Raw genomic sequence first — 12,028 nt, forward strand, 5'->3', positions numbered from 1 at the left:
GTTGGCGAGCGATCGGCGCCGCTCAGGCGGCCTTGACCCGCAGCAGCAGCCGGCGCAGCGACGACGGCTCGCTGCCGCCGGCCTGCGCTTCCGGTTCCGCGGCGGCCAGCTGCGCGGCCAGCGACTGCAGCGCGCGCGCGATCGCGCTGCGCCGGTGCATCGCCAGTACCGCCTCGCCGTGGCTGATCGCCGCGGCGACCGTGGCCGCGTCCTCGGGCAGGGCGTGCCAGACCGGGGTGCCGCAGATCTGCTCGAGCGAGGTCCGGTCCAGCTCGTTGCGGCGATCGTCGCGGTTCAGCAGCACGCGGATCCTGTCGTCGGGGTAGCGCAGCGCCCGCAGGATGTCGAGCAGGCGCCGGCCAGTGCGCGCGTAGGCGATGGTCGGCTGCAGCACCACGCCGATGCGGTCGCTGCGGTCGAGCACGCCGATCGACACCGGATCGATCGCCTGGCCGGCGTCGACCAGCACGAAGTCGTAGTGGGGCAGCGCCAGCGACAGGATCCACTCGACCTGTTCCTTGCGCACCGACGCCGCCTTGATCGGATCGGCCGCACCGGCCAGCACGTCCAGGCCGTCGGCCACCGGCGTCAGGCACGCTTCGAGGAAGGCCGCATCCATGCGGTCGATCTGCGCGCAGACGTCCGGCAGCGTCGCCGGCGGCGTACGGTCGCAGATGGTATGCACCAGATCGCCGAACTGCCGGTTCAGGTCCAGCACCAGCACGCGCTTGCCCTGCGCGGCCAGCGCATGGCCGAGGTTGGCGGTCAGGAAGGTCACGCCGGCGCCGCCCTTGCACGACAGCAGCGATATCAGCCGCGCGGCGCGGCGGCGCCGCTGCGTGCCGGCGGCCTGCAGCCGGCGCAGCGCGTCGCCGAGCTGGCCCTGCTCCAGCGGCCATGCCAGCACGTCCCGGATGCCGCTGCGCAGCGCCTTGATCAGCAAATCGGGGTCGACCGCGTCGGTGATCAGGATGCACGGCAGCTCGGGATGCTGCTGCCGCATCGCCTCGATGCCCTGCATCTGCGCCGGTCCCATGCTGCCGTGCGCGATCACCAGCATGTCCGCCAGCGCCAGCTGGCTTGCATGGGACGCGATGCGCGCCGGCGCCTCGGCCAGCGCCAGCGTCTGGAACGAGCCGCACTGCGTGCATAGCCGGGTGATCTCGGACAGCCGGTCGGTTTGCTCGGAGGCGATCAGAATCGTCAGCATGGCGGCTTCTCCTGTTCGTTGTTCTGTGCGCATGTTCAGCTGCAGACGGGGCCGCCGGTCGCGCTGTTCATGCTTTCGCGCGACAGCGTGGTGGCGAACGGCGGCACCGGCAGCGTCATCGGAATCATCGGCACCAGCGTCTGCACGGTCAGGCCGGTGACGCTGACCGTCACGCTGGCGCAGCTGGCGCGCGCGGTATCGGGATCGCTGTCGCAGCCGGCAGGCTCGTAGTCGAGCGCGATGTTCGACGGCGCCAGCTGCGGCATCAGCGTCGCCATGCGGGTCTTGATGATCGCGGCATTGGCATCGCAGACCACGGCCATGCGCGCGCCCCAGCGCGTCGCCTCGCTGGCGGTGTTCCAGTGGAACAGCACGCGCGCCATCTCGACCACGCCGATCAGCAGCGTGAAGAACAGCATCGCGACGATCGCGAACTCGACCACGGTGGCGCCGCGCTGGCGCGCGCGCCGCATGCGCATGGCGCGACGGCGGAGAGCGGGATTCATAGCACTTGCCTCATCACGGTCATCACATCGGAAAAGACCAGGCCGCTGACATCGATCAGCGGCTGGATCGGCGAGTAGGCGAAGCCGGTGATCTTGACCGCCACCAGGTTGACCGTGCCGGCCGGCACACCGGCGCCGGCGCCGTTGTCGTAGGTATTGACGTTGGCGAAGGCCATGCCCGGACAGCCGCCCGCATCGACGCGGTCGCAGATCACCACCATCGCGGTACTGAGGCCGCCGACCAGCGGCGCACCGGTGCAGCCGGTGTTGCCATGGACCGCCATGCATTTGGCCTGCGCGGCCGGATAGCCGGCGTCGTCCGGCGAGAACTGCGACAGGTAGCGCGTGGCGCCGCGCGTGGCCTTGGTCAGCGCGTCGTACTGGTAGATCGCGCGGCCGAACTCGGCGACGCCGCACAGCATCAGCAACAGCGGGATCAGCAGGATCGCGAATTCGACCGCGGCCACGCCGCGCTGGCGCTTGCGCGCGCCGGCGCGGCGCAGCGCGAGCCGGTGCTGGCGCGCGGCAATGCCGGTGGCGGAGCGGGGGATCGGCGTGTTCACGATGGCCTCCTGATTGCGTCGCTGCTGTGCGGCCGCCGCTACTGCACCAGCACCGGCACCAGCGGGCCAGGCCCGCTGCCCAGGCCGGGGATGCCTTGCGTCGCGCAAGGACTGCCCAGCGAGCTCGATGCGCCCCGGTATTCGAGCCGCACCGAGTTGATGTTGCCGCCCCATTGCATCGGCTCGATCATCAGCAGGCAGGCCCACTCGAGCACGCTGGCCTTGTGCGTGCCGGATACCGCGAAGCCGCTGCAGTCGACCACCGGCGCCAGCACCATGCGCCGGTCGGCACCGCCCTGATGCGCGGCGGTGCTGGACGGCGAGCCCTTGGTATCGATCATCGCGACGCTGTCGCCCTGGTACGGCGCATAGGCCTTGCGCCTGGCGGTGAAGTCCGGATACGCGTTGGCCTTGGCCGGCCAGGTGGTGTCGTTGTAGGCATGGCCGGTGAAGTCCGGCACGCCGGCCACCTTGCCCGCCTTGACGATGCCGAAGCGGCTGTTCCACTCGTCCGCCAGCGACGACTTGTTGCCGGTGGTGCCGATCTCGGTGCCAAGCGAGGGCAGGTTGCATTGGCCCGAGCCCTTCAGCTGTTCGGCCAGGCTCTTGGTGCCGCTGCCGCCGCCGAGATCGGCCCAGCCGAAATTGCCGCCGCCATATTCGCCCTTGTTGCCCGCATCGAGCTTGGAAACCAGCCACTGGCCCACGGTGTAGGGCGGCTCCGGCGGGTCCAGGGTCTCGGGCTTGCAGACGAACACCGGGATCGCGCATGCGGTCTGCGCGGCGCCGACGGTGGCCACCGCGAATGACGACACCGTGCTCGGCCCCACGTTGCCGCCCGGCAGCAGGTTCAGCACCTGGGCGAACCAGTTGGCGATGCCCGCCCGCGAGGCCGCGCACTTGACGTACTTGATGGTGTCGAGCGCGTACGGCACGCTGCTCTTCGGGTAGAAGGGATTGGCCAGCGCGTCGCTGTAGGTGACGCTGCTGTCCGCGGCGAACTGCACCGATTCGCTCTGGAACAGCGCCAGATTGCGATAGCCGGCGGTGATGCCCGCTGCCTCGGACACCGCCAGCGGCGTGGCGCCGGTCAGGTCGCGCGCCGCGGCCAGCGCGCAGGCGTCGGCGCCGTTCTGCAGCTCGCTCTTGGCCACGTAGAGCTTGCCGAGGTCGAGCGCCAGCCCGAGAAAGCCCACCATCGCGACCAGCGCCAGCGCGACGACGATCGCGACGGCGCCTTGCTGGCGCCGCGGCGTCGCGGCCCGCCGGCGTGGACGCGGTCTCGCTGTGTTCGGCTGCATCATGGCTCTCTCCCTGGCTTGCGAACTGGCTGGCGAGCTGACTCGCTGCGCTGCACCGCGCCGCTGCGCGTCAGCGCGTGCCGATGCCGCCCGACATGCCGATGCCGCCCTGCATGCCGGCCCCGTTGCCATAGGCGCCGCCAGGCGACAGCCGCTGCAGCGAGCGGTCGTAGTTGCCCATCGCCGCGACGGCGGCCTTGCCGTCGACGCCGGTCAGCGAAGGCAGGCCCGCGGGCGCATTCGGGTTGATGATCTGGGCCTGCTTGACCGCATGGACCGACTGTCCGAAGCGGCTGTCCCAGACCGGCGTGGTGCTGATGCAGGCGGCCAGCAGCGGTGCGGCGAGCAGGGCAGCGAGCCCGGCGCGTACGCGCGACGATGGCGAGGGCTTGTGAATGGCGTGCTTGTTCATGGCGTTCTCCTGACGGTGCGCTTAGTTCAGGGCGGCGGGCTTGCCGTCCGCGCCCGCGGGCGTTGCCGCACGGGCACGGGCGAGCCGCGCGGCGGTCGCCTCGATCCGGGCGATCCGCTGGGCCTGCGACTCCTCGCGCGCCGCCGGTGCGGCAGCGCTTGCGACGGACGGCGCCGCGGATGGCGTGGTACGCGAGGCCGATGTTTCCGCCGCCGTGGGCGCTTCCGCGAGCGGCCGGCCCACCGGCAGCGCGGTGCGCGGCACCGGAGAGGGGGAGGCCGGCGGAGAGGACGGCGGCGGCGCCAGCGTGGCCGGTTGCGGCGCGGAGCGAGGGGCCGGCGCTTGCGGCGCCGGTGCGGGCGCGGGCGATTGCGGTGCGGCCGGCGCGGGCTTGCCGGTGGAGCCCTCCATATTGCCGAGCAGGTACAGCTCGAGCGGATTCGGCGTCGAGAAGCTGTCGGTCGGCAGCGGGGCGCCCGCTTGCTGCATCGGCTGCACCAGCCGCGGCGTGATGATGAAGATCAGCTCCGACATGTCCTGCTGGAACGACGTGCTGCGGAACAGCGCACCGAGCACCGGCACTTCGCCGGCACCGGGCAGCGCCTTCAGCGCGCCGCGCGCGTTGTTCTGCAGCAGCCCGCCGATGGCGAAGCTCTCGCCGTCGCGCATCTGCACGGTGGTGGATGCGCGCCGCGTGGTGATCACCGGCAGGATGGTCTGGCCCGTCAGCGTCGCGCCGGTGACGGTGGCGCCGGTCGGCGACAGCTCGGACACTTCCGGTGCGACCTTCAGGTTGATGCGGCCGTTGGCCAGCACGGTCGGCGTGAACTTCAGCCCCACGCCGAATTCCTCTTCCTGCAGCGTGATGGTCGGCACGCCGCCCACCACCGCGTTGCTCTGCGCCACCGGGATATAGATCTTGCCGCCGGCGAGGAAGCTCGCCTCCTGGCCGCTCAGCGTGACCAGGTTCGGCTCGGCCAGGATCTTGACCAGCGAGTCGTTCTTCTGCGCATCGATCGCGATATCCAGCGGCAGGTTGTTGGCCTTGCTGCCGAAGATGGCGGTGCGCGAGCCGGTCAGCAGCGAGGTGACCAGGCCGCCGGTCCACGAGCCGATGCCGCCCTGCAGGTTCAGCTGCGAGCCGAGCTGGTTCAGCAGCGTCTTCGAGACTTCGGCGACCTTGACCTCGAGCATCACCTGCTGCGGCGTGTCGACGCTCAGCATGTTCAGCACGCCGCCGTTCTTCGCCTCCTTGTCGCCCTGGGCGACCGCGGCATAGGCGCGCGCGATCTCGACCGCCTGCTGGGCCGCCTGCGCGCTCGACACGCTGCCGGTCAGCACCAGGTTGTCGGCCGCGGTGGCGACGCGGATGCCGCGCTCGGTGGGCATCAGCTGCGCCAGCGAACCCTGCAGGCCGCCGGCATCGACGTTGACCGCGATATTGATCACGCTGCAGGCGCCGCTGCGACCCTGCACGATCATGTTGGTGGTGCCCAGGCTGCGGCCGAGCACGTACATCGTCTGCGGCGACACCATGGTCGCCTGCACGACCTCGGGGTTGCCGACGGTCCGGTTGCGCACCGGCTCGGGCAGCGGGATCAGCGTCGACTTGCCGATCGGCACCACCACATGGCTTTCCTCGCGTACCGCGCCGCTGCAGTTCGGCCCGCGCGTGTCGGCGGCGGGCACCGGTGCGCGCGCCGGCGCCATGCTGATGGTCATCTGCATCGGCGCGCCGGATGCTGCGGCCGCGCCGCCATTCCCGGCCGGGCGGGCCCCGGCCGCGGGCGCCGTGCCCTTGGCAACCGTGCCGGCCTCGGCCGCAGGCTGCGCGCCGGCACTGCCCGCATTGCCGGCAAGCGCCAGCAGCAGGCACGCCGTGCCCGCCCCGCCCAGCGTGCCCGCGTTGCGCGCGCCGTCCCTCTGCTTATGGTTCGTTTTCATATCTCCCCCCGGAGAGAATTGGTGCTGCGTGATTCGCGGCATGCCCAGTCATGCCGTTGCCGTGCTGCCGGAAACCTTCGGCGTCAGAAACATTCGAGACTGCCCTGCACGCCGGACAACACGCCGATGCAGTGGCCGGCGCGGGCCGGCGCCGCCGGACGCGGGCGCGCCGGTGCGCTGACCTTGACCGGCTTGAGCGGCGCGGGCACCGGTGCGGCGGCGGGCGTGCCTAGCAGCGTGGTCTTCGTGGCGCCCTCGGTGTCGACCGCGGCCAGGTCGACCTGATTGCGCAGCACCAGCGACAGCGTGCCCACGCTGCGCGCGACGTCCAGCTTCTCGGCCTGTTCGGGCGTGACCTCCAGCGTCACCGCGTTGACCACCTTGGGCTGGGTATCGTCCCGGCTCACCTGCTGCGCGACCGCCAGCACCAGGATCTTCTCCAGCACGATCTTCGAGATGCTGGCGTCGCCGCTGCCCGCGCCGTTGCGCCTGGCGTCGGCGGCGGTGTTGACGATCACGTCGACCAGATTGCCCGGCAGCGCGAAGCCGGCCACGCCGACCACATCATTGACGCGCACCGTGATCGCGCGCCTGCCTTCGCCGATCACCGCCGACAGGCCGCCTTTTGTGCCCTGCGGCGCCAGCTTGGCCTCGAGCACCGGTTCGCCGCGCAGCACGCTGGTGCGTGCGACACGGCCCTGCAGCAGCGCGGCGTTGGTGAAGGCGCCGGGCGGCACGCTGGCGCTGGGCCAGCTGACCAGCCGCAGGTTTTCCGGGCCGATCGGCTGGCCCAGGTTGATGTCGCTGGCGGCGACCACCACCTGCGCGACCGAGTTCGATGACTGCTGCATCAGCCAGCGCGAGGCCGCGACCACGGCCGCTACCCCGGCGGCCAGTGCGACCAGAAGCATCAACATTGCCCGTGCGTTTTTCATGGAAGCTCTCCCCTGAGGTTGCCCTCGTTTCCATCGTTTTTTCGTTGTTTCCTTGTCCGTCGTCCGAGCTCGACGAAGCTATCGCGCCGTAGCGCGCGAGCCGCTGCGCCAGCGCATGCCGTCGCCGATCTCGCGGCCGAAATACGCGTGCCAGGCGCGCCGCAGCGCTTCCTCGCTGACGCGTGGCTCGCCGCCGTGATAGCGCCTGGCCGAGTCGACCAGCTTGAGCAGGTCGCCCGGGATGCAGGCCAGCAGCGGAATGCCGTCGGCCAGGTGCAAGCCCTCGAGCAGGAAGCGGAACACGTCGTCGGCGCCGTGCAGGCCCAGCGCGCGGGCGGCGCGCGCATAGACCTCGCGGTAGTCATCCTCGGCGAGCGGGCCGACGAACAGCTTGCTGCCGAGCCGGCGCAGGAAGGCGTCGTCGCCGAGCGCGCCCAGGTCCAGGTTGGTCGAGAACACCGGCCATACGTCGAACGGCACCGAGAAGCGCACGCCGCTGTGCAGCGTGAACATGTCGACGCCGCGGTCCAGCGGCACGATCCACCGGTTCAGCAGCTCGTTGACGCCGACCAGCTGGCGGCCGAGATCGTCGACGATGTAGACGCCGTTGTTGGCCTTCATGTGCGGTGGCGCCTGGTAGTAGCCGGCGACCGCGTCGTAGCGCAGGTCCAGCATGTCCAGCGTCAGCTCGCCTCCGGTCAGCACCGCGGGGCGGTGGCACAGGATCCAGCGCCGGTCCGCGCCGCGCCCCCAGCCGGGGTAGGCGCCCTCGTCGAAGGGCACGTGCACCAGCGGATCGAACACCTGGATGATCTCGCCGGCCACGGTGATCGCGTGCGGCACCGGCACCGCGCCCGGCATCAGTTCGCGCAGCCGGCGCGCGAGGAACGTCTTGCCGCTGCCGGGCGGACCGTACAGCAGCAGTGCGGTGCTCGAATTCAACGCGATGCCGGCCTCGTCGACGATATGGGGCGCGGCCACCATGTCGCCGAGCGCGGCGGCCACATCGGCCTTCGACACGCTGGCGTCGCGCACCGAGTGGTGCCGCACCGCTTCCAGGTAGGCGTCGAGCGTCACCGGCGCCGGGCCCGCATAGCTGCAGCGCGCGGCGAACTCGGCGGCGCGCGCATAGCCGGCGTCGGTCAGCCGGTAGCGCACGTCCAGGTCGCTGGCGCCGCGATGCGCGATCTCCAGCAGCCTCTCGCGCACGCAGGCGGTCGCGATCTCGCCGATCACCGAGCCGGGCAGGCGCAGCGTCTCGGCCAGCTGCAGCAGCGTGACGTTGCGGTACAGATAGGCGGCCTTCATCAGCAGGGTGCCCAGCATCGTGATGTCGATGCCCGTATCGGCAACGGTGCGCGGGGCCACATGCCATGGTTGCGGCTGGGCGCATTCTGTGGCGCATTCCGTGGCGGCGTTGGCCGGCGCGCGCGAGTGGCCATGGCCGCCGGCATTGGCCGCGGCATTGGCCACGCCCGGCAGACCGTGTATCGGCGCATTCGGTGTTTGCTCGATCATGGGATCCCCCGCTCTGTGCTGGTGGCTATGCCGACGCGAACAGCATCGCGATCGTGCCGGCGGCGATGGCCACGCCGTAGGGCATCGCGCCGACCGACACCGACGCGTCGAGTACCGCGGGCTTGCGCCGGTCCGGGTTGAACGCGCCAGGCGCCAGCACGATCCGCACTACGTTCTCGCGCAGCTGGCGCAGATTGCCGTGCCACAGCGTCCAGCCCAGTGCCCAGACGCCGCCCAGCACGAAGGCCGTCAGCGCGATGTCGAAGGCCATGCCCGCGCCCAGCCAGGCGCCGACCGCGGCCATCAGCTTGACGTCGCCGGCGGCCATGCCGCGCAGCAGATAGATCGGCAGGAACATCGCCAGCCCCGTCAGCCAGCCCGCGGCCCAGGACAGCGCACCGGCGCCGAGGCCGGACAGCACCAGCTGTACCGGCAGCGCCAGCAGCCAGGCGCCGAAGGTCAGCCAGTTGGGAATGCGGCGGCAATGCAGATCGCTGGCCGCGGCGGCCAGCACCAGCAGCATCGCGGCAGGTCCGATCATCGTGGCGAGATGCGGGTTCGGCATGGCGGGCTCCGGTCGCACGGTGCAGGGCGTTGGGTCGGGGCAAGGCCGCGTCGTCAGAACGAGGACGCGACCTTGTCGAAGATATTGCTCAGGGCCTCGCCGGCGGCCTTGACCGAGACGATGATCACCAGCGCGATCAGCATCGCGATCAGCGCGTACTCGATGCTGGTGACCGCGTGATCGTCGTCGACGAAGCCGCGGAGGGAATTCGCTTGCGCGCGCATCGGTGTCTCCAGTAGGTGGCGCGGGCCCGCGGAGCCGGAACGCCGGCCTCCGCGGGTATCGATCGCGCCGAGCGCATCGGCGCGTGGCTCGGCTTACTTCAGCGCGGACTGCACCTTGTCGAACACGGCGCTCAGGTTCTGTCCGACCAGCTTGACGCCGGCGATGATCACGATGGCGATCAGCGCGGCGATCAGGCCGTACTCGATGGCGGTGACGCCGTCATCGTCCTGGGCGAACAGCTTGGCTTGTTGAATCAGGTCTTGCATGGCTCTCTCCTTCGGTTGGAATGCAGGGCACGACTTGCGTTGAACTGCTGCGGTTGAACTGCTGCGGTTGAACTGCGGGGGGCCGCGGCGCGCGGAGGACCGCAGGCGGCGCAGGCATCGAAGGGCCAGCGGCCGTGTCCGCCGCCGTGTCCAGGCGGACGGCTGTCGCGGCGGCCGCCGTGGTGACCTTCCGCTTCCCCCGCCGCCGGGCGGCGCACGCGGCGGTGCGTGTGCTCGCGCCGTGCATGGCGCGGCGTGGCATGCGGCGGTGCCGAAGCCTCGCCGCGGCGCGAGCCGTGCGACAGCGGCGCGCGATGCGGACGCGATCCCCGCGAGGCGGGGCGCTGCGTGAGGCGATGCGGATTGGTCAGCATGATCGGTGTCCTGTCGCTGTGCGGTGCGTCTGCGGTCGAGGCCGCTCGCGTCGTCGCCGCGTGGTTCGCTTTGCGGTCCGGGTGCGGCGGCGGTTGCGGGCGGCGTTGTCGCCGGCTGCCTTGTCGCCGGCTGCCTTGTCGCCGGCCGCCTTGTCGCCGGCATAAGGCAAGAGCTTTGCCAGCCCGCTGCAATGCCTTGCGCCACAAGGCCGTGCGGTCGGCCGGCGCTTGCCGGCAAGCTGGGCGGCAGGGGTGCGAACCGGCGATCGTTTCCGCGCGGAAACGCCGGGCGATGGTGTGGCACGTGGGCGTGGCGAGGTGGGGGCGCGGTGGGGGTGTGGTGGAGCCGCGCTGGTCCCGTGATTCCGGCGGCGGTCCTCGCCGCAATGGACGAGGCTGGCCATCCGGCGCCGATGTCGTCGCGGTGCGCGTGCAGGCGAAGCTCATCCTTTTGCACGAGAGCGGCGCGCTCGCGCATCGCCGTGGCGCTCATCCATCTGGCGCGGCTGTTCCAAGCCGGTACCGTGTTTCCCGTTTGAAACGTTGCCGCTCGACACGGCGCTGTCCCGCGCCGGCGGCATTGCCCGATGGCCGTCGATCGGCGGCCTGCCGACAACGCGCAAAGCGGCGCCGGACGCGGCAATCGCAGGCGGCACGGCGCGCCGGTGCGTCGTGCTTCCGCGCGGAAACGTCGGCGCGCGCAGCGCCCGCGCCGCCGTCGATGCGGCGGCCGGCCCGCCTTGCGCCGCGGACAGCGTCTGATAGAACGAAGAGCAAGGCGACCGCGTGTCGCCGTTCGACGCCAACGAGAGCGACCCGATGACCGTCCACTCCGTTTCCATTGCCGCCACACCGCCGCGCGCACGCCCGCATTGGCTGACGCTGGAGCGCATGCGCCTGTATGCAGGTGCGATGCTGGTCGCGCAGCTGTCGATCGTCTGTGCGTGGGCGTGGATCACGCAGGGCTTCACGCTCGATACGATCGTTCGGCCCGGTGCCGACTTCTCGGTGTTCTGGAGCGCGTCGCACCTGCTGCGCGGCGCCGGGGCGCTCGCGGTCTACGACTACGCGCAGCTGCAGCCGGTGATCGCTGCGCATGGCTCGGTGCCGCCCGACTCCGGCTTCTATCTGCCCTGGCTCTATCCGCCGACCTTCCTGTGGGTGGTGCTGCCGCTGGCGTGGTTGCCGTTCGCATGGAGCTATGCCGCCTTCATCGGCCTGTCGGCGGCCGGCTATCTCGCGGCGCTGTTGCGCGTGACCGCGCTGGCTGCCCCGCCAAGGGCCGCGCGCGGCGCGGTGCTGCTGTCGCTGCTGGCCTTTCCCGGCCTGTTCCTCGCCGCGACCATCGGCCAGAACGCGTTGCTGACCGCGGCCCTCGCCGCATGGGCGCTGGTGCTGCTGCCGCGCCGGCCGGTGCTGGCCGGTGTGCTGATCGGCCTGCTGGCGATCAAGCCGCAGCTGGCGCTGATGTTTCCGGTGGCATTGATCGCCGGGCGCGAATGGCGGGCGCTGGCCGCCGCGGCGCTGACCGCGGCCCTGCTGGCGGCGGCCAGCATCGCCGCGTTCGGCTGGCATACGGTGCCGGCCTTCCTGACCGCGACCGCGGATGTCGGTGACATGCTGATTCATGAAGGCATTCGCGCCTGGTACGTCAGCCCGACGCTGCTGGCCTCGGTGCGGCTTGCCGGCGGCGCGCCGGCGCTGGCCTACGCGTTGCAGGCGGTGCTGTCGCTGGCGACGATCGGGGCGCTGGCGTGCGTCTGGCATCGCCATCGCGATACCGGCCTGCGTGCCGCCGCGCTGGCCCTGGCGGCGATGCTGGCCACGCCGTATCTCTGGTACTACGAGCTGGCGTGGCTCGGCATCGCGGTGGCGGGACTCGCGGTGGAAGGCGCGCGGCGCGGCTGGATGCCGGGGGAGCGTCTGCTGCTGGTCGCGCTGTGGTGCATGCCGCTGCTGATGTTCGCCAATGCGTTGGCGCAGCAGTGGCAGGGTGGGGTGCAGCTGCTGGCGTTGGGCATGGCCGCGGTATTGCGCCGTGCATGGCGCAGCGGCACCGATGTCGCCACCGACGGGGGAAATGGACATGTCACGACATGACAGGATCGGCGGAGCGGCCGCGCGCCGCCGCGACCCTGCTGGAGCGGGGAGGAGAACCGCCGGGGGCGCCGGGGAGGGCGCCCCCAAAGGCGGCCAGCATGGCGCCGCG

At 71.2% G+C, this 12,028-nt stretch carries 13 protein-coding genes; 1 reads left to right on the plus strand and 12 read right to left on the minus strand.

Going from position 1 to position 12,028, the window contains the following annotated elements; all coding sequences use genetic code 11:
- Positions 1-22: 22 nt before the first annotated feature.
- The 12 genes from LRR16_RS10545 to LRR16_RS10600 all read right to left on the minus strand — a co-directional run bounded on the left by LRR16_RS10545 (position 23) and on the right by LRR16_RS10600 (position 10,661).
- Positions 23-1,210, minus strand: a complete 1,188-nt coding sequence (locus LRR16_RS10545) for an AAA family ATPase (RefSeq protein WP_232205819.1) — start codon at positions 1,208-1,210, stop codon at positions 23-25.
- A 35-nt stretch (positions 1,211-1,245) separates the two neighbouring features.
- On the minus strand, positions 1,246-1,716 hold the full coding sequence (locus LRR16_RS10550) for a TadE family protein (RefSeq protein ID WP_043440475.1): 471 nt from the start codon (positions 1,714-1,716) through the stop codon (positions 1,246-1,248).
- Positions 1,713-2,219, minus strand: coding sequence for a TadE/TadG family type IV pilus assembly protein (locus LRR16_RS10555; RefSeq protein ID WP_006580052.1), 507 nt, complete (start codon positions 2,217-2,219; stop codon positions 1,713-1,715). The genes LRR16_RS10550 and LRR16_RS10555 overlap by 4 nt, the downstream gene beginning before the upstream one ends.
- A gap of 98 nt (positions 2,220-2,317) precedes the next feature.
- Complete coding sequence (locus LRR16_RS10560; RefSeq protein ID WP_006577578.1) at positions 2,318-3,583, minus strand: pilus assembly protein TadG-related protein; 1,266 nt, start codon at positions 3,581-3,583, stop codon at positions 2,318-2,320.
- Positions 3,584-3,650: 67 nt separating this feature from the next.
- Positions 3,651-3,992 (minus strand): hypothetical protein, encoded by a 342-nt coding sequence (locus LRR16_RS10565; RefSeq protein WP_006577579.1) that lies wholly within the window; start codon positions 3,990-3,992, stop codon positions 3,651-3,653.
- A gap of 21 nt (positions 3,993-4,013) precedes the next feature.
- On the minus strand, positions 4,014-5,936 hold the full coding sequence (locus LRR16_RS10570; RefSeq protein WP_232205820.1) for a type II and III secretion system protein family protein: 1,923 nt from the start codon (positions 5,934-5,936) through the stop codon (positions 4,014-4,016).
- Between the two features lie 83 nt (positions 5,937-6,019).
- Positions 6,020-6,871, minus strand: coding sequence for a Flp pilus assembly protein CpaB (cpaB, locus tag LRR16_RS10575; protein WP_006578847.1), 852 nt, complete (start codon positions 6,869-6,871; stop codon positions 6,020-6,022).
- A 78-nt stretch (positions 6,872-6,949) separates the two neighbouring features.
- Positions 6,950-8,389: an ATP-binding protein gene (locus LRR16_RS10580; protein WP_232205821.1), complete on the minus strand. Its 1,440-nt coding sequence runs from the start codon at positions 8,387-8,389 to the stop codon at positions 6,950-6,952.
- A 25-nt stretch (positions 8,390-8,414) separates the two neighbouring features.
- Positions 8,415-8,954 carry a prepilin peptidase gene (locus LRR16_RS10585; RefSeq protein WP_006578845.1) on the minus strand — a complete coding sequence of 180 codons (540 nt, stop codon included), beginning with the start codon at positions 8,952-8,954 and terminating at the stop codon, positions 8,415-8,417.
- Between the two features lie 53 nt (positions 8,955-9,007).
- Positions 9,008-9,178, minus strand: a complete 171-nt coding sequence (locus tag LRR16_RS10590; RefSeq protein ID WP_082928505.1) for a Flp family type IVb pilin — start codon at positions 9,176-9,178, stop codon at positions 9,008-9,010.
- Positions 9,179-9,271: 93 nt separating this feature from the next.
- Entirely contained in the window at positions 9,272-9,445 is a 174-nt protein-coding gene (locus LRR16_RS10595; RefSeq protein ID WP_006578843.1) for a Flp family type IVb pilin, read from the minus strand.
- A gap of 817 nt (positions 9,446-10,262) precedes the next feature.
- Positions 10,263-10,661: a hypothetical protein gene (locus tag LRR16_RS10600; RefSeq protein WP_232205822.1), complete on the minus strand. Its 399-nt coding sequence runs from the start codon at positions 10,659-10,661 to the stop codon at positions 10,263-10,265.
- On the opposite strand from LRR16_RS10600, the gene LRR16_RS10605 reads away from it, so the two are divergent.
- Positions 10,639-11,919 (plus strand): glycosyltransferase family 87 protein, encoded by a 1,281-nt coding sequence (locus LRR16_RS10605; RefSeq protein ID WP_232205823.1) that lies wholly within the window; start codon positions 10,639-10,641, stop codon positions 11,917-11,919. The two genes, LRR16_RS10600 and LRR16_RS10605, sit on opposite strands and share 23 nt — an antisense overlap.
- Positions 11,920-12,028: the final 109 nt, after the last annotated feature.

This window comes from Cupriavidus sp. UGS-1 (genome assembly GCF_021213615.1).
Lineage (GTDB): Bacteria > Pseudomonadota > Gammaproteobacteria > Burkholderiales > Burkholderiaceae > Cupriavidus.